The 17,524-nt window shown below is 70.3% G+C and carries 14 protein-coding genes and 1 pseudogene; 9 read left to right on the top strand and 6 right to left on the bottom strand.

The window, feature by feature from the left end; genetic code table 11:
* The 8 genes and pseudogenes from AN218_RS35165 to AN218_RS03295 form a co-directional block, all read left to right on the top strand.
* Positions 1-130, top strand: a pseudogene (locus AN218_RS35165) (DNA-binding protein WhiA); the annotation flags it as partial.
* Positions 131-354: 224 nt separating this feature from the next.
* Positions 355-1,359 carry a type I glyceraldehyde-3-phosphate dehydrogenase gene (gap, locus tag AN218_RS03325; protein WP_070015110.1) on the top strand — a complete coding sequence of 335 codons (1,005 nt, stop codon included), beginning with the start codon at positions 355-357 and terminating at the stop codon, positions 1,357-1,359.
* A gap of 148 nt (positions 1,360-1,507) precedes the next feature.
* Positions 1,508-2,719, top strand: a complete 1,212-nt coding sequence (locus tag AN218_RS03320; protein ID WP_070015109.1) for a phosphoglycerate kinase — start codon at positions 1,508-1,510, stop codon at positions 2,717-2,719.
* A 4-nt stretch (positions 2,720-2,723) separates the two neighbouring features.
* The gene (gene tpiA / locus AN218_RS03315) at positions 2,724-3,500 is read left to right on the top strand and encodes a triose-phosphate isomerase (RefSeq protein ID WP_070015108.1); all 777 of its coding nucleotides are present in this window, start codon (positions 2,724-2,726) and stop codon (positions 3,498-3,500) included.
* A 165-nt stretch (positions 3,501-3,665) separates the two neighbouring features.
* Positions 3,666-3,902 carry a preprotein translocase subunit SecG gene (gene secG, locus AN218_RS03310; RefSeq protein ID WP_181468211.1) on the top strand — a complete coding sequence of 79 codons (237 nt, stop codon included), beginning with the start codon at positions 3,666-3,668 and terminating at the stop codon, positions 3,900-3,902.
* Between the two features lie 256 nt (positions 3,903-4,158).
* Positions 4,159-4,494, top strand: coding sequence for an RNA polymerase-binding protein RbpA (locus tag AN218_RS03305; RefSeq protein WP_079131773.1), 336 nt, complete (start codon positions 4,159-4,161; stop codon positions 4,492-4,494).
* Positions 4,495-4,702: 208 nt separating this feature from the next.
* Entirely contained in the window at positions 4,703-6,352 is a 1,650-nt protein-coding gene (gene pgi, locus AN218_RS03300) for a glucose-6-phosphate isomerase (protein ID WP_070015106.1), read from the top strand.
* 564 nt (positions 6,353-6,916) lie between these two features.
* Entirely contained in the window at positions 6,917-8,383 is a 1,467-nt protein-coding gene (locus tag AN218_RS03295; RefSeq protein ID WP_171908585.1) for a Glu/Leu/Phe/Val family dehydrogenase, read from the top strand.
* Positions 8,384-8,511: 128 nt separating this feature from the next.
* Here AN218_RS03295 and pgl read toward each other — a convergent pair whose 3' ends face one another.
* The 5 genes from pgl to tkt form a co-directional block, all read right to left on the bottom strand.
* Positions 8,512-9,324, bottom strand: coding sequence for a 6-phosphogluconolactonase (pgl, locus tag AN218_RS03290; RefSeq protein WP_070015104.1), 813 nt, complete (start codon positions 9,322-9,324; stop codon positions 8,512-8,514).
* Positions 9,321-10,379 (bottom strand): glucose-6-phosphate dehydrogenase assembly protein OpcA, encoded by a 1,059-nt coding sequence (gene opcA, locus AN218_RS03285; RefSeq protein WP_070015103.1) that lies wholly within the window; start codon positions 10,377-10,379, stop codon positions 9,321-9,323. Before opcA ends, pgl begins: the two co-directional genes overlap by 4 nt.
* Complete coding sequence (gene zwf, locus AN218_RS03280; RefSeq protein WP_070015102.1) at positions 10,376-11,902, bottom strand: glucose-6-phosphate dehydrogenase; 1,527 nt, start codon at positions 11,900-11,902, stop codon at positions 10,376-10,378. Before zwf ends, opcA begins: the two co-directional genes overlap by 4 nt.
* A gap of 5 nt (positions 11,903-11,907) precedes the next feature.
* On the bottom strand, positions 11,908-13,050 hold the full coding sequence (tal, locus tag AN218_RS03275; protein ID WP_070015101.1) for a transaldolase: 1,143 nt from the start codon (positions 13,048-13,050) through the stop codon (positions 11,908-11,910).
* Positions 13,051-13,121: 71 nt separating this feature from the next.
* The gene (tkt, locus tag AN218_RS03270; protein WP_070015100.1) at positions 13,122-15,197 is read right to left on the bottom strand and encodes a transketolase; all 2,076 of its coding nucleotides are present in this window, start codon (positions 15,195-15,197) and stop codon (positions 13,122-13,124) included.
* A gap of 351 nt (positions 15,198-15,548) precedes the next feature.
* On the opposite strand from tkt, the gene AN218_RS03265 reads away from it, so the two are divergent.
* Complete coding sequence (locus AN218_RS03265) at positions 15,549-16,490, top strand: heme o synthase (protein WP_070015132.1); 942 nt, start codon at positions 15,549-15,551, stop codon at positions 16,488-16,490.
* Positions 16,491-16,785: 295 nt separating this feature from the next.
* Here AN218_RS03265 and AN218_RS03260 read toward each other — a convergent pair whose 3' ends face one another.
* Positions 16,786-17,112 (bottom strand): hypothetical protein, encoded by a 327-nt coding sequence (locus AN218_RS03260; protein WP_070015099.1) that lies wholly within the window; start codon positions 17,110-17,112, stop codon positions 16,786-16,788.
* Positions 17,113-17,524: the final 412 nt, after the last annotated feature.

Raw genomic sequence — 17,524 nt, 5'->3', positions numbered from 1 at the left:
CGATCCGCCGCTGACGAAGGACGCCGTCGCCGGCCGTATCCGCCGGCTTCTCGCCATGGCTGACAAGAGGGCCCAGGATCTGGGCATTCCGGGCACGGAGACCAGCCTCACCGAAGAGATGGTCGGCTGACCTCCGCTCCCGTCTTCCGGCGCCCTCGGTCCGGCGGCCCCTGCCCGGCCGCCGGACCGGCCGCGTCCGCCGCGGAGCCCGCGGCGCCCGGGATCCGGGGCCCTGCGCCCCGGGTGGCCGATGTCACCGCGAAGAGCGGGGCGCGGTAGGGTCGGGAGTGGTCGGGGACATCCCATACAGCTTTGCCGGTGTCCGTACCGGCGTACCAACGAGGAGATCGGTTCGTGACGATCCGCGTAGGCATCAACGGCTTCGGCCGCATCGGTCGCAACTACTTCCGCGCACTGCTCGAGCAGGGGGCGGACATCGAGATCGTCGGTGTCAACGACCTGACCGACAACGCGACTCTGGTGCACCTGCTGAAGTACGACAGCATCCTGGGGCGCCTCAAGCAGCAGGTCAGCCACACCGACGACACGATCACGGTGGGCAACCAGACCTTCAAGACGATGGCGGAGCGCGACCCGGCCCAGCTTCCCTGGGGCGACCTGGGCGCCGACATCGTCGTCGAGTCCACCGGCATCTTCACCAAGCGCGCGGACGCGGCCAAGCACCTCGCCGCCGGCGCGAAGAAGGTCCTCATCTCGGCTCCGGCCAAGGAGGAGGACATCACCATCGTCATGGGCGTCAACGAGGACTCCTACGACCCCGCCAAGCACGACGTCATCTCCAACGCTTCCTGCACCACCAACTGTGTGGCGCCGATGGCGAAGGTCGCGGACGAGAACTTCGGCATCGTCAAGGGCATGATGACGACCGTCCACGCCTACACCAACGACCAGCGCATCCTGGACTTCCCGCACAAGGACCTGCGCCGCGCCCGCGCCGCCGCCGAGAACATCATCCCGACCTCGACCGGCGCCGCGAAGGCCACCGCCCTCGTGCTCCCGCACCTCAAGGGCAAGCTGGACGGCATCGCCATGCGCGTGCCGGTGCCCACGGGCTCCGTGACCGACCTGGTCCTGGAGCTGGACCGCGAGGCGAGCAAGGACGAGATCAACGCCGCCTTCCAGAAGGCCGCCGAGGGCCAGCTCAAGGGCATCCTGGAGTACACCGAGGACCCGATCGTCTCCTCGGACATCGTCAACTGGCCCGCGTCGTGCACCTTCGACTCGTCGCTGACGATGGTCCAGGGCAAGCAGGCCAAGATCGTCGGCTGGTACGACAACGAGTGGGGCTACTCCAACCGTCTCGTCGACCTGACCACCTTCGTCGGCGACAAGCTCTGAGCGCTCCCGGCCGACAGCCGAGCAGCGCCGAGAGAGGGCAGACCGTGGCAGGGCTCGCAGGGCGCGATGACGCGTCCGGCGAGCCCTGACCCATGAGTTCGGCACCAGCAGATCAAGGGTCTGACGTCCAAGGAGAGCACCAGCAAGCATGAAGACGATCGACGAACTTATCGCCGGGGGAGTGGACGGCAAGCGGGTCTTCGTACGCGCCGACCTCAACGTCCCGCTCGACGGGGAGCACATCACCGACGACGGCCGCATCAGGGCCGCCGTGCCCACCATCCGCAAGCTGGCCGAGAACGGGGCGCGCGTCGTCGTCGCCTCGCACCTGGGGCGGCCCAAGGGAGAGCCCGACGCGCGGTTCTCGCTCGCGTCCGTCGCCAGGCGGCTCGGCGAACTCCTCGGCAAGGACGTCACGTTCGCGTCCGACACCGTCGGCGAGTCGGCCAGGGACGCGGTCGCCGCGAGCGCGGACGGCGACGTGACCCTCCTGGAGAACCTGCGCTTCAACCCCGGCGAGACCAGCAAGGACGACGCCGAGCGCGCCGCCTTCGCCGGTGAACTGGCCCAGCTCGCCGACCTGTACGTCGGCGACGGCTTCGGCGCCGTGCACCGCAAGCACGCCTCCGTGTACGACCTCCCGGCCCGGCTTCCGCACGCCGCGGGCGGTCTCATCGCCACCGAGGTCGGCGTGCTGAAGAAGCTCACCGAGGACGTGGCACGCCCGTACGCGGTGGTGCTCGGCGGCGCCAAGGTCTCCGACAAGCTCGGCGTCATCGAGCATCTGCTGCACAAGGCCGACCGCATCCTCATCGGCGGCGGCATGGCGTACACCTTCCTCAAGGCCCAGGGCCACGAGGTCGGCGGATCGCTCCTCCAGGAGGACCAGATCCCGGCGGTCCAGGGCTATCTGGAGCAGGCGGAGAAGCTGGGCGTGGAGTTCGTGCTGCCCGTCGACGTCCTGGTCGCCGACAGCTTCCCGGACCTGAAGACCAAGGCGCCGACGGAGCCGGCCGCCGTTCCCGTCAGCGCGATCCCGGCCGGGCTGATGGGCCTCGACATCGGCCCGGAGACCTGCACGCTGTACGCCTCGAAGCTCGCGGACGCCGCGACCGTCTTCTGGAACGGCCCGATGGGCGTATTCGAACACCCCGACTACGCCGAGGGCACCAGGGCCGTCGCCCAGGGGCTGCTCGACAGCGGCTCCTTCAACGTCGTCGGCGGCGGTGACAGCGCAGCCGCCGTCCGTCTGCTCGGCTTCGACGAGAACGCATTCGGCCACATCTCGACCGGCGGCGGCGCCAGCCTCGAATACCTCGAGGGCAAGACGCTGCCCGGCCTCGCCGCACTGGAGGACTGACCCCGTGAGCAACCGCACCCCGCTGATGGCGGGCAACTGGAAGATGAACCTCAACCACCTGGAGGCCATCGCCCACGTCCAGAAGCTCGCCTTCGCCCTGACCGACAAGGACCACGCGGCCGTCGAGGTCGTCGTCCTGCCGCCCTTCACGGATCTGCGCTCCGTCCAGACCCTGGTCGACGGCGACAAGCTGAAGATCAAGTACGGCGCCCAGGACGTCTCGGCGCACGCCTCCGGCGCGTACACCGGCGAGATCTCCGGCGCGATGCTGGCGAAGCTGAACTGCTCCTTCGTCGCGGTCGGCCACTCCGAGCGCCGCCAGTACCACGGCGAGGACGAGCCGCTGGTCAACGCCAAGGTGAAGGCGGCCTTCGCGCACGACCTGACGCCGATCCTCTGCGTCGGCGAGGAGCTGGCGGTGCGCGAGGCGGGCGACCACGTCGCGCACACCCTCGCCCAGGTCGACGGCGCCCTGAAGGACGTTCCCGCCGAGCAGGCCGCCACGATCGTGATCGCGTACGAGCCGGTCTGGGCGATCGGCACCGGCAAGACCTGCGGCGCCGAGGACGCCCAGGAGGTCTGCGGCGCGATCCGCTCCCGCCTCACCGAGCTGTACGGTGCGGAGGTCGCCGAGGCCGTACGCATCCAGTACGGCGGCTCCGTCAAGTCCGGCAACGTCGCGCAGATCATGGCGCAGCCCGACATCGACGGCGCGCTGGTGGGCGGTGCCTCGCTGGACGCGGACGAGTTCGTCAAGATCGTGCGCTTCCGCGACCAGTGACGGTGACAGCGCCAGGGCGCCGTGCGAGCGGCGCGGCGTACGGCCCGAAAGGGCAGGCGTATGACGCCGGGCAGTGACCCGTCGTACGCTGTCGGGGGCCGGGCACGGGTCCGGCCCCCGTACATGTGAAGTCTTCCCACGAAGTCCGAGAGAGTTGGTCCAGCCGTGATCATGGGGTTCTCTATCGCCCTCATCGTCTTCAGTTTTCTGCTGGCGCTGCTGGTGCTGATGCACAAGGGGAAGGGCGGCGGCCTCTCCGACATGTTCGGCGGCGGCATGCAGTCGTCCGTCGGCGGTTCCTCGGTCGCCGAGCGCAACCTCGACCGGCTGACCGTCGTGGTCGGGCTGGTCTGGTTCGCGATCATCGTGGTGCTCGGTCTGCTGACGAAGCTCCAGAGCTGACGGGCCCGGGCGGCGCCTCCGCCCCCTCTCCCATCTGCCGTTCGCGGGGCCCGGCTTCGGCACGGGCCCCGGACGTGCTTCCGGCTTTGCAAGGGCAGCCGCAACTCGCCGAACGCGGCCTATCATGAGGCTCGCGTCCGGAGCCGACGCAGTAACTCCGGTCACTGGACGCGCGTTGGGCCCTACGTACACTAGGGCGCCCGCGACGGACTCATCGTCGATGTTCCGCGGCACCGCGAGGCAGGGAGTTACGACCGTGGCAAGTGGCAACGCGATCCGGGGGAGCCGGGTCGGGGCGGGGCCGATGGGAGAGGCCGAGCGAGGCGATTCCGCGCCCCGGCTGCGGATCTCCTTCTGGTGTTCCAACGGACACGAGACGCAGCCCAGCTTCGCCAGCGACGCGCAGATCCCCGAGACCTGGGACTGCCCCCGCTGCGGCTTCCCGGCCGGCAAGGACGAGGAGAACCCGCCGGCCCCGCCGCGCACCGAGCCGTACAAGACCCACCTCGCCTATGTGCGCGAGCGGCGCAGCGACGAGGACGGCGAGGCGATCCTGGCCGAGGCCCTCGCGAAGCTCCGCGGCGAGATCTGACGCCGCAGCGGCTACTCTCTTCTTCCTTCCCGTTCCCCGGCCGTCTTCCGGGGTGCCCCGGGTCCGTTCCGTCCCCTCCCGCGCCCGGTGCCGTCACGGCCGTCGTCGTTGTCACCGCCCGGCCGCCGATGCGTGCGCGCCGCCGGATCGCCCGTCAACTAGGTTGGTGCGCGGCGTATTCAGGACGAGGAGAAGGTGACGATCGCCGATGAACGCAGCACGCCGCACCCGGCTCGATCAGCTGCCCGAGTGGCACGCGCTGGCCAAGCACCGTGAGGACTTCGGCGGCACCGGTCTGCGCACGCTCTTCGCCGACGACCCCGGCCGTGCCGAGCGCTTCGGCCTCCAGGTCGGCGATCTGTACCTCGACTACTCCAAGCATCTGGTGACCGACGAGACGCTGCGCCTGCTGCGCGAGTTGGCCGCGGCGACCGGGGTCGAGCAGTTGCGGGACGCGATGTTCGACGGCGAGAAGATCAACGTCACCGAGGACCGCGCGGTGCTGCACACCGCGCTGCGCACGCCCGTCGCGGCCCGCGTCGACGTCGACGGCGAGGACGTCGTGCCGAAGGTGCACTCGGTGCTCGCCAAGATGGCCCTCTTCGCCCACAAGGTCCGCGACGGCCACTGGCGGGGGCATACGGGCAAGCCCATCAGGACCGTCGTCAACATCGGCATCGGCGGCTCCGACCTGGGGCCGAAAATGGCCTACGAGGCGCTGCGTCCGTACACCGAGCGGGACATGCAGTTCCGCTTCGTCTCGAACGTGGACGGGGCCGATCTGCACGAGGCCGTACGGGACGTGGACCCGGCCGAGACGCTGTTCGTCGTCGCGTCGAAGACCTTCACCACCGTCGAGACCATCACCAACGCCACGGCTGCGCGCCGCTGGCTGCTGGAGGGGCTCGGGGGCGACGAGGCGGCCGTCGCCCGGCACTTCGTCGCGGTGTCGACGAACGCGGAGAAGGTCGCCGAGTTCGGCATCGACACGGAGAACATGTTCGAGTTCTGGGACTGGGTCGGCGGGCGCTACTCGTACGACTCGGCGATCGGGCTCTCCCTCATGGTCGCGATCGGGCCCGACTGCTTCAACGAGATGCTGGCCGGTTTCCACCTCGTCGACGAGCACTTCCGCATGGCGCCCGCGGAGGCCAACGCCCCGCTGCTGATGGGCCTGCTGGGCATCTGGTACGGCAACTTCTTCGACGCCCAGTCCCATGCGGTGCTGCCCTACAGCCACTACTTCTCGCAGTTCACCGCCTATCTCCAGCAGCTCGACATGGAGTCCGACGGCAAGTCGACCGACCGGGCGGGACGTCCCGTGAGCTGGCAGACCGGACCCGTCGTCTGGGGCACTCCCGGCACCAACGGCCAGCATGCCTACTACCAGCTCCTGCACCAGGGCACCAGGCTGATCCCCGCCGATCTCATCGGCTTCGCCTGCCCCGCGCTCGGTCTCGGTGAACTCGCAGGTCAGCACGATCTGTTGATGGCGAACCTGTTCGCGCAGGGGCAGGCGCTCGCCTTCGGCAAGACCGAGGAGGAGGTACGGGCGGAGGGCGTGCCGGAGGCTCAGGTGCCGCACCGGACCTTTCCCGGCAGCCGCCCGACCACCACGATCCTCGCCGAGGAGCTGACCCCGTCCGTACTGGGGCAGCTCGTCGCGCTGTACGAGCACAAGGTCTTCGTGCAGGGCGCCGTGTGGGACATCGACAGCTTCGACCAGTGGGGCGTGGAGCTCGGCAAGGTCCTCGCCAAGCGCCTCGAACCCGCCCTCGCCGACGGGGCGGAGGTCGAGGGACTGGACGCCTCGACGGCCGCGCTGGTGAACCGCTACCGCCGGCTGCGGGGCCGCTGACGCCGCGGCCCGCTCACCCCCGCAGCGCAGGCGGCGGGAACGCGAACGGGAACGAGGACGCCTTCGCCGTGCGGGGGCGTCCTCGTCGTGTGCGTACGGACGGGGGACGGGGCGAACCGACGACCCGTCAGTTTTCTGCCACGGGCCCAGACGGCCGGCCGAGCGGCAGCTTTGAGCTGCATTTTCTTTCCGTTCGAATTTACGTGGCCGGGACTGAAAAACCACCCTGAGAAGTAACTCCAGGGAGCGCTTGACAAGGGATGAAGCTCGACCTCACAGTGGGCGCTACGTACAACGCAACCACAAGCGTTCACTGCGTATTTCGTTTCAACTTTATTGCGCCCGCCTGAGGGTTCACCACAAGTGAGCCTTGCGGGCGTAATTCGTCCTGCACGTACGAGCTCCGCTTGTTTCCGAGCGCACGAAGCCGCTCGATTCAGCGCAAGAATTCCTGTCTTTCGTTTCCGGGGAGTAACAAAAGCGGCTGTCGGTCCGCGGACCGCGTCGTTGATACACCCCTGCGCAAGAAACTGCCTATCAGTATCCGGAAAGGGTGAGTGCCAAGTGACACAAACAGCTGTCGAGACGCAACTGCAGGTGCTTGAGCATGAGCCCTACCTCCAGGTCACCTGGCGTGACAACGAGACCTCCGCCCGCGGATTCGTCGTGATCGACCAGCTCGTGACGGGCATCGCCACCGGCGGTCTGCGCATGCGCCCCGGCTGCACGATGGGCGAAGTGGCCGAACTGGCCCGGGAGATGACCCTGAAGATGGGCGCCTTCGGCATCCACGTCGGCGGCGCCAAGGGCGGCATCGACTTCGACTCGGCGGACCCGCGGGCCGAAGGGGTGCGGGAGCGCTTCCTCCAGGGTGTGCGGCCGCTGCTGGAGCGCTTCTGGGTCACCGCGGGCGACCTCGGCACCCAACAGGAGCAGCTCGACCGGGCGTTCAGCCGGGTCGGCATCGGCGAGACGTCCTTCCACGCCGCGGTGGTCCGCGCGGAGGACCAGTCCGAGGTGCGCTCGCGCATCCACCAGGCGTTCACCACACGGATGGACGGGCTGCTGCTCTCGGAGCTGATCGGCGGCTACGGAGTGGCGGAGTCCGCGCTCGCGGCCCTGGAGCACCAGGAGATCCCGGCGGAGTCGGCACGCGCCGTCGTGCAGGGTTTCGGCGCGATGGGCGGCTCGACGGCGCTCTACCTCGCCCGTGCGGGAGTGAAGATCGTCGGGATCACCGACGCCCAGGGCCTGATCACCAACACCACCCGCGGCCTCGACGTCGAACTGCTGCTGTCCGCGAGGACGTCGCGCGGTCTCATCGACCGCTCCGTGCTGCGTGAGGACGACGGGGAGGCCCCCGGCGACGAGTGGCTCGGCATGGACGCCGACGTCCTGGTGCCCGCCGCCGTCGGCCACACCATCACCACCGACAACTGCGACCGTATCCGCGGCCGCTTCATCGCCGAGGCCGCCAACGTGCCGACCACGCCCGAGGCCGAGCAGCGGCTGCTGGAGCGCGGCGTCACGGTGATCCCCGACTTCATCGCCAACACCGGTGCCGCGGCGGGCGCCTGGTGGGTCATCCTCGGCGAGGTGGTCAGCCCGGCCGGCGCGTGCACCCGGCTGTCGGAGCAGATCCGTCCGCTCGTACGGGACTTGCTGAGCCGGGCCCGGGAGACCGGGACGTCGGTGCGTACCGCGGGGCTGCGCTTCGCGCGGGAGAACTCGCAGCGGATGATCGACGAGATGGGCGGAGCGGTGGCCTTCCGCGACCTCTTCCCGGAGACCCCGCAGGGCGCGCAGATCCCGGACGTGGGCGGGGAGGCGGCCACGCTGTCGTACGCCCCGGACCTCACCGAGGCACGGGCCACGGACATCGCCGAGGCCGTCCTGCACGCGCCGAACGCCTCGTTCCCCGGCGCGGGCGACGTGGTCGAGTCCCCGCTGGAGAACGGACGGCAGCCGGCCGCCGCCTACCCGTCGTACTGGCCGGGCCCGGCGGACGAGGCGGACTCGGCCCAGCCCTGAGCGGCCCAGCCCTAATCTGCCCAGCCCTGATCCGCTGACGCATACGCACAGAGTGGTGCCCCGCGACCGGCCGACCGGTCGCGGGGCACCATGCGTTCTCTCGCACCGTGTGGTTCGCCCGTACGCCCCTACGGGAGCTTCGCCGCCGCCTCGTCCAGCAGCCACAGCGTGCGTTCCGTGCCGTACGCGCCGCAGGCCGGGGCCTCCTCGGGGCCGAACTGCCCGGACAGGGCGCGCGATACCGCGTCCGCCTTGTCCTCGCCCGCCGCCAGCAGCCAGACCTCGCGGGCCGTGCGGATCGCCGGCAGCGTGAGCGAGATGCGTACGGGCGGCGGCTTGGGAGCGTTGTGCACGGCCACCACATGCCGTTCCGTTTCGGCGACGGCGGGGTGTCCGGGGAAGAGCGAGGCCACATGGGTGTCCGGGCCGACGCCGAGCAGCAGGACGTCGAAGGCGGGGACCGCTCCGGCTCCGGCCTCCTCCGCCCGTGCGCCCTCGGGCCGTGCCTGCTCCGCCCCTGCCTCCTCCGCCCCTGCGGCGGCCAGTTCGGCCGCGTACGCTTTCGCCGCGGCCGACGCGTCGTCCCCGTACGTCCCGTCCGAGGGCGCCATCGGGTGCACCCGTGCCGCATCGAGCGGCAGCGCATCGAGCACCGCCTCGCGTGCCTGGGTGACGTTGCGTTCCGGATCGCCTTCCGGAAGGAAGCGCTCGTCGCCCCACCACACATCCAGCCGGGAGAAGTCGACGGCGTCGCGGCCCTCGGCGGTGGCGAGCGCGGCGAGCAGCGCGTTGCCGTTGCGCCCGCCCGTCAGCACGACCGAGGCGCTGCCGCGCAGCGACTGCGCCTGGGCGAGCCGTGCCACGAGCCGCGCCGCCGTCGCCCCGGCCAACTCGTCCGTGTCGCGGTGCACGAGGACCGGGGCGGAGGCGGCGGCGCTCACTTCTTCGCCGCCTTCTTCGTGGCCGACCGCGCGGTCTTCTTCGCCGCCGCGGGCTGCTTCGCCGACTCCTCCTCGGACTGCGAACGGGCGCGCGCACGCGTCCCCTTGGCGCCCTGCGAGCCGCCGCCCGCGCCGCCGTGCTCCTTCGTCCCGTACTGCACGGCCGACTCGTACGCCTCGTCCGGGTCCAGCCGACGCAGCTCCTCCGCGATCAACTCGGCCGTACCGCGCCGGTGCAGCGCCACATGGCGGTCCGGCTGACCCGGGACGGCCAGCTCCGCGAGCGCGCCGTCCGCCCGGTCCAGGCAGATCTCGCCGTCCGCCGTCTGCATCCGTACGGCCGTGATGCCCGGCCCCTCGGTGACCTTGCGCTCGACGTGCACCCGCAGGCGCTCCGCGAGCCACAGCGCGAGCAGTTCCACCGAGGGGTTGTGGCTCTCGCCCTCGACGGTCGCCGAACGCACCTTCAGCGACTGCTGGTCCAGGCCCGCCGCGAGCACGCTGCGCCAGGGCGTCAGCCGCGTCCACGACAGATCGGTGTCGCCGGGTGCGTACGTACGGCCGCGCAGCCGCAGCGTGCCGATCGGGTCCTCGGTGGCCGAGGCGTCGGTGATCCGTCGCTGGGCGAGCGTGCCGAGCTTGTCCTCGGAGGGGTGCTCGGGGGCGTCGTCCGGCCACCAGACCACGACGGGCGCGTCCGGCAGCAGCAGCGGCAGCACGACGCTGTATGCGTGCGAGGCCAACTCGCCGTGCATCCGCAGCAGTACGGTCTCGCCGGTGCCCGAGTCGCTGCCCACCCGCACCTCGGCGTCGAGCCGGGCCATCGCCCGGTCACGGGGGGAGCGGCCGGGCCGGCGGATGACGACGAGGATGCGCGAGGGGTGCTGCTTGGACGCCTCGCTCGCGGCCTTCAGTGCGTCGTAGTGGTTGCCCTCGTCGGTGACGATCACCAGCGTGAGGACCATGCCGACCGCCGGTGAACCGATCGAGCGGCGGGCCTGGACGAGGGTGGTGTTGATCTGGCTCGACGTGGTGTCCGTGAGGTCGATGTTCATGGCCGGCGCCAGCTCCGTCCGTCGCGTGCGAGCATCTCGTCGGCCGCCTCGGGTCCCCAGGTGCCGGCCGCGTACTGCTCGGGCTTGCCGTGCTTGTCCCAGTAGCGCTCGACGGGATCGAGGATCTCCCAGGATCGCTCGACCTCCTGGTGGCGCGGGAAGAGGTTGGCGTCGCCGAGCAGGACGTCGAGGAGAAGGCGTTCGTACGCCTCCGGGCTGGACTCGGTGAAGGACTCGCCGTACGCGAAGTCCATCGTCACGTCCCGGATCTCCATCTGCGTGCCCGGCACCTTCGAGCCGAACCTGATGGTGATGCCCTCGTCCGGCTGCACCCGGATCACCAGGGCGTTCTGGCCGAGCTCCTGGGTGTCGGTGGCGTCGAACGGCGAGTACGGCGCGCGCTGGAAGACGACCGCGATCTCGGTGACGCGGCGGCCCAGGCGCTTGCCCGTCCGCAGATAGAACGGCACCCCGGCCCAGCGGCGGTTGTCGATCTCCAGCCGCATCGCCGCGTAGGTGTCGGTCTTCGACTTCGGGTCGATGCCCTCTTCCTCCAGATAGCCGCGCACCTTCTCGCCGCCCTGCCAGCCCGCCGCGTACTGCCCGCGGACGGTGTGCTTGCCCAGCTCGCGCGGCAGCCGTACGGCGTTGAGGACCTTGAGCTTCTCGGTGAGCAGGGCCTTGGCGCCGAAGGAGGCCGGCTCCTCCATGGCCGTGAGGGCGAGGAGTTGGAGCAGATGGTTCTGGATGACGTCGCGCGCGGAGCCGATGCCGTCGTAGTAGCCCGCGCGGCCGCCGATGCCGATGTCCTCGGCCATCGTGATCTGCACATGGTCGACGTAACTGCGGTTCCACAGCGGCTCGAACATGGTGTTGGCGAAGCGCAGCGCCAGGATGTTCTGGACGGTCTCCTTGCCCAGATAGTGGTCGATGCGGAAGACCTGGTCGGGGTTGAAGACGTCGTGCACGACCGCGTTGAGCTGCTGCGCGCTCGGCAGGTCGTGGCCGAAGGGCTTCTCGATGACGGCACGGCGCCACGAGCCCGCGCCGCCCTCCGAGAGGCCGTGCTTCTTGAGCTGCGAGACGACCGTGGGGAAGAACTTCGGCGGCACGGAGAGGTAGAAGGCGAAATTGCCGCCCGTACCACGGGACTTGTCCAGTTCCTCGATCGTCGACTTCAGCGTGCGGAAGGCCTCGTCGTCGTCGAAGACGCCGGGCACGAAGCGCATCCCCTGGGAGAGCTGCTCCCAGACCTCCTCGCGGAAGGGCGTGCGCGCGTGCTCCTTCACGGAGTCGTGCACGACCTGTGCGAAGTCCTCGTGCTCCCAGTCGCGGCGGGCGAACCCGACGAGGGAGAAACCCGGCGGCAGCAGTCCGCGGTTTGCGAGGTCGTACACGGCCGGCATCAGCTTTTTACGTGACAAATCACCCGTGACGCCGAAGATGACCAGACCCGACGGTCCCGCGATGCGCGGGAGCCGCCGGTCCAGTGCGTCACGCAGCGGATTGGCTGCGTCGGTCAACTTCCTTACGCCTCCTTCGGCGTGAGGCGCTTGAGCTCCGCCTCGGTGGAAGACAGCAGTTCGTTCCAGGACGCCTCGAACTTCTCCACGCCCTCGTCCTCCAGCACCTGCACGACGTCGTCGTAGGAGATGCCGAGCGCGGCGACGGAGTCGAGCACCGCCTGGGCGTCCGCGTAGTGGGCGCGTACCGCGTCGCCGGCGATCTCGCCGTGGTCGTCGGTGGCCTTGAGCGTGGCCTCCGGCATGGTGTTGACCGTGTTGGGCGCGACGAGTTCGGTGACGTAGAGCGTGTCCGGCAGCGACGGGTCCTTCACGCCCGTCGAAGCCCACAGCGGACGCTGGCTGTTGGCGCCGGCCCGCTCCAACGTGCGCCAGCGCTCCGGCGGTTCGGACGAGGCGTCGGCGGGCCCGAAGACCTGCTCGTACGCCTGGTAGGCGAGGCGGGCGTTGGCGATGGCCGACTTGCCCTTCAGCTCCTTCGCCTCGTCGGTGCCGACGGCGTCCAGCCGCTTGTCGATCTCCGTGTCCACGCGGGAGACGAAGAAGGACGCCACGGAGTGGATGGCCGAGAGGTCCATGCCCAGGGCCTTGGCCTTCTCCAGACCGGCCTGGTAGGCGTCCATGACCTCGCGGTACCGCTCCAGGGAGAAGATCAGCGTGACGTTGACGCTGATGCCCTTGCCGACGGTCTCGGTGATCGCGGGCAGCCCGGCCTTGGTCGCCGGGATCTTGATGAAGGTGTTGGGACGGTCCACCAGCCACGCCAGTTGGCGGGCCTCGGCCACCGTCGCCTTGGTGTTGTGCGCCAGCCGCGGGTCGACCTCGATGGAGACCCGGCCGTCCTTGCCGCCGGTGGCGTCGAAGACCGGACGCAGCACGTCCGCGGCGTCGCGCACGTCGGAGGTGGTGATCATGCGCACCGCCTCTTCGACGGTCACTCCGCGCGCGGCCAGATCGGAGACCTGCTGGTCGTACTTCTCGTCGGACGAGATGGCCTTCTGGAAGATCGTCGGGTTCGTGGTGACGCCCACCACGTGCTGCTCGTCGATGAGTTCGCCCAGGTTGCCCGACGTGATCCGGTGACGGGACAGGTCATCCAGCCAGACCGCCACGCCTTCGTCGGAGAGGCGCTTGAGAGCGTCTGTCATGGGAATTGCATCTCCTGCTTGTCGTAGCTTCGCTGCGTTCGCTGCGTGTGCCGGACGGACCGGAACGGGCGTCAGCGGGACGCGGCCTCCAGCGACTCCCGCGCCGCCGTGACGACGGCCTCGGCGGTGAGGCCGAACTCCCGGTAGAGCGTCTTGTAGTCGGCCGAGGCGCCGTAGTGCTCCAGCGAGACGATCCGGCCGGCCTCGCCCGTGTACCGGTGCCACGTCAGACCCACGGCCGCCTCGACGGCGACCCGGGCGCGTACGCCCGGCAGCAGCACGCTGTCCTTGTACGCCTGGTCCTGCTCCTCGAACCACTCCACCGACGGCATCGACACGACCCGGGTGCGTACACCCTCCGCCTGGAGGGTCTCGCGCGCCTCGACGGCGAGCTGCACCTCGGAGCCGGTGCCGATGAGGATGAGCTGCGGCTCGCCGCCCTCCGCCTCGAACATCACGTAACCGCCCCTGGCGGCCTCGTGGTTGAGCTCGTAGGTGGGCACGTTCTGCCGGGTGAGGGCCAGGCCGTGCGGGGCGGGCTTGTCGGCGTGCCGGCGCAGCACCTCGCCCCAGGCGACCGCCGTCTCGTTCGCGTCGGCCGGGCGGACGATGTTGAGGCCGGGGATGGCGCGCAGCGCCGCAAGCTGCTCGACCGGCTGGTGCGTCGGGCCGTCCTCGCCGAGACCGATCGAGTCGTGCGTCCACACGTACGTCACCGGCGCCTGCATCAGCGCCGCGAGGCGGACCGCGGGGCGCATGTAGTCGGAGAAGGTGAGGAACGTGCCGCCGTAGACCCGGGTGTTGCCGTGCAGCGCGATGCCGTTCATGGTCGCGCCCATCGAGTGCTCACGGATGCCGAAGTGCAGCGTGCGTCCGTAAGGGTCCGCGCCCGGCAGGGGGTTGCCCTCCGGCAGGAACGAACTCTCCGCGAACGAGGTGTTGTTGGAGCCCGCGAGGTCGGCCGAGCCGCCCCACAGCTCCGGGATCTTCGCGCCGAGCGCCTTGAGCACGGAGCCGGACGCCTTGCGCGTGGCCATCTCCTTGCCGGGCTCGAAGGAGGGCAGCGCCTTCTCCCAGCCCTCGGGCAGGTCGCCCGCGCGGATGCGGTCGAACTCGGCGGCCCGCTCCGGGTTCGCCGAACGCCACTCCGCGAAGGTCTTCTCCCAGGCGCCGCGCGCCTCACGGCCGCGCTCCCAGGCCTGCCGGGTGTGCTCCAGCACGTCCGTGCCGACCTCGAAGTGCCGCTCGGGGTCGAAGCCGAGGACCTTCTTGGTCTTGGCGACCTCTTCCTCGCCGAGCGCCGCGCCGTGCGCCGCTCCGGTGTTCTGCGCGTCCGGCGCGGGCCAGGCGATGATCGAGCGTACGGCGATGAAGGACGGACGGGAGGTCTCGGCCTTCGCCGCCGTGAACGCCCTGTACAGCGCCTGCGGATCGAGGTCGCCGTTGGGCAGCGGGTCCACGCGCTGCACGTGCCAGCCGTAGGACTCGTACCGCTGGACGGTGTCCTCCGAGAACGCCGTCTCGGTGTCGCCCTCGATGGAGATGTGGTTGTCGTCCCACATCACCACGAGGTTGCCGAGCCGCTGATGGCCCGCCAGCGAGGACGCCTCACCCGAGACGCCCTCCTGGAGGTCGCCGTCGCTGGCGAACGTCCAGATGGTGTGGTCGAAGGGGGACTCGCCCGCCGGCGTCTCCGGGTCGAACAGCCCGCGCTCGTAGCGTGCGGCCATCGCCATGCCGACCGCGTTGGCCACGCCCTGGCCCAGCGGGCCCGTTGTGGTCTCCACGCCGACGGTGTGGCCGTGTTCGGGGTGGCCCGGCGTCTTGCTGCCCCATGTACGGAAGGACTTGAGGTCCTCCAGCTCCAGCCCGTAACCCGCCAGATAGAGCTGGATGTAGAGGGTGAGGCTGGAGTGGCCGACGGAGAGGACGAAGCGGTCGCGCCCCGTCCATGCGGGGTCGGACGGGTCGTGCCGCATCAGCTTCTGGAAGACGAGGTAGGCCGCCGGGGCGAGTGCCATGGCCGTGCCGGGGTGGCCGTTGCCGACCTTCTGCACGGAGTCCATGGCCAAAACCCGGACGGTGTCGACGGCCCGCTGGTCCAGATCGGTCCATTCGAGGTCTGTGGTGGTCGGCTTCGTGCTCACCCTGGGTCAGGGCTCCTCTCCACAAATCGGTGTCCGGTGCCCTTGCGCTCACCGGCGGTGTCGAGCGTACCCCTGTGCTACACGCATCTTCGCCGGGTGCTCACCAACGGCGCAGCGACACATGTGCCAACAAGCCGTCACCCGCGGCGATTCCCGTACGGGCGGCTCCGGGGCCGTACGGCAACGCCCGTACCGCGGGCCCCGGCACCGCGCCCCGAGGCCGCTCGCGCACCCCGTACGACCCCCGGCGCAGAGTGGATACGGGCGCCGTCTAAAGTGGCGTGGTACGCGCGAGCTTTACGGAGTGTGCACCGTTCCCGCTCGCATTTCTTGGAGTGATCAGGGGTGTACGTGACGGCCGTCGGATCCCGTCCTGCGGGGGTGCTCGAGACCAGCACCGTGGACCGGTCGTTCCTCGCGCGGCTCAGGGCCTATGTCGCGCTGACGAAGCCGCGCATCATCGAACTTCTCCTCATCACCACGATCCCGGTGATGTTCCTCGCCGCGCAGGGCGTACCCGACCTCTGGCTCGTGGTGACCACCTGCGTCGGCGGCTATCTGTCCGCGGGCGGCGCCAACGCGCTGAACATGTACGTCGACCGCGACATCGACGCCCTCATGCACCGCACCGAGAACCGCCCGCTGGTGACCGGCGTACTGACCCCGCGCGAGGGGCTGCTGTTCGGTCTGGGGCTGGCCGTCTTCTCCACGCTGTGGTTCGGAGCCTTCGTCAACTGGCTCTCGGCGGCGCTCTCTCTGGGCGCTCTGCTCTTCTACGTGCTCGTCTACACGATGGTGCTCAAGCGGCGCACCTCGCAGAACATCGTGTGGGGCGGCATCGCGGGCTGCATGCCCGTCCTCATCGGCTGGTCCTCGGTGAGGAACGAGGTGAGCTGGGCCGCCGTCATCCTCTTCCTCGTCATGTTCTTCTGGACGCCGCCGCACTACTGGCCGCTGTCGATGAAGGTGCGCGAGGACTACGCGCGGGTGGGCGTGCCGATGCTTCCCGTCGTCGCGACGAACACCGCCGTGGCACGCCAGATCGTCCTCTATAGCTGGGTGATGGTCGCGGTCTCGCTGCTGCTGTGGCCGCTGGGGTACGTCGGCTGGTTCTACACCGCGGTCGCGCTCGCCTCGGGCGGCTGGTGGCTGTGGGAGGCGCACGCGCTGCTGACGCGGGCCAAGTCCGGGGCGAAGGGCGCGAAGCTGAAGGAGATGCGCCTCTTCCACTGGTCGATCACGTACGTCTCGCTGCTGTTCGTCGCGGTCGCGATCGATCCGTTCCTGCGCTGAGCGGACGGACGGGGACGTACGCGCCGCGCCTCGCGGTGCTCGCCCGTGGCCGGTCCGCGCCGCCCGCGCCGAACGTTTACCCGTACGTCCCGAGTGCTGCGTACGCTCTGTACGCCCCGCCCGGCAGCGCCCCGCGGCGCCGGGCGGTCGAGGCCGCGCATACGTGAGGGCCCGGACCAGTGACGGTGGTCCGGGCCCTCACCGCTCCCCGTCCCGGCTCCGGGGAACGCTCCGGTGTGGTCCGTGCCGCGCGGGCGTCGTGGCCCGCGCTCGGCAGCCGGCGGGCGGCGGCCGGTCAGGCCGGGGCGTGGTCTCCGCTCTGCCCGCCGAGCTGGATGCCTGCCATGCGGCTCCACTCGTAGGGGCCCGTGCGCACCTTCTCCGCCAGCTCGGTGTCGAAGGACTCGCGCACGGTGATGCCCGCTGTCTCCGCGGCCTCGCGGGCGGTCTCGACGGTGGGCGCCACGAGGTCGCCCCACGTACCGTCCGCACTGACGAGGGAGATACGGGCCCCGGCCTGCCCGATGTAGGCGACCTGGCCCTCCGCGCTGCCGCCGTGTCGTCGCGCGAAGGCGGTGATCTCCTTGGCGAGCTTGGCCGCCCGCTTGCTGCTGTCTGCCATGGGCCCGATGCTACCGGCGGGTATACGCGGCGGCCATGGGTCCCCCGGCCCGAGACGGACGCCACAGACGACACCACAGACGGCGACACGGATACGGAAGACCGCCCGCGCGTACGGCGGCCCCGGGTGAGAGGGCCGAACTGAGGGCGGGCGGTGGGGAGTTGAGCACCCGGCGGATGTCCGGACGGCCGGCGGTCCTGCGGCCTGTGGCCGAACGCCGCCTGCGGCTACGGGTGTTGGGGGACGGCCTCGGGCGGCCGGTCCCGTCCGGCGTCCTGTCCGCCNCCCGCGCCGCCGCGGCGCCGTGCACCCCGCCGGGAACCCCGGCCTCCGCCTCCAGCGGCGAACCGCCGTCGCGCTCGCCCGAACCGGAACCGCCGGGCACCGGCCCGCGCTCCCGCAGCGACAGCAG

The sequence above is a fragment of the Streptomyces nanshensis genome (assembly GCF_001751255.1).
GTDB classification, from domain to species: Bacteria; Actinomycetota; Actinomycetes; order Streptomycetales; family Streptomycetaceae; genus Streptomyces; species Streptomyces nanshensis_A.
The sequence above is the reverse complement of the archived record's forward strand: the minus strand, read 5'-3'. Positions and strand labels throughout refer to the sequence as shown.

Coding starts and splice junctions, on each gene's coding strand:
- tal (WP_070015101.1), bottom strand. CDS start 13,050: ATGACAGACGCTCTCAAGCGCCTCTCCGACGAAGGCGTGGCGGTCTGG.
- pgi (WP_070015106.1), top strand. CDS start 4,703: ATGAACGCAGCACGCCGCACCCGGCTCGATCAGCTGCCCGAGTGGCAC.
- AN218_RS03260 (WP_070015099.1), bottom strand. CDS start 17,112: ATGGCAGACAGCAGCAAGCGGGCGGCCAAGCTCGCCAAGGAGATCACC.
- AN218_RS03320 (WP_070015109.1), top strand. CDS start 1,508: ATGAAGACGATCGACGAACTTATCGCCGGGGGAGTGGACGGCAAGCGG.
- opcA (WP_070015103.1), bottom strand. CDS start 10,379: ATGAACATCGACCTCACGGACACCACGTCGAGCCAGATCAACACCACC.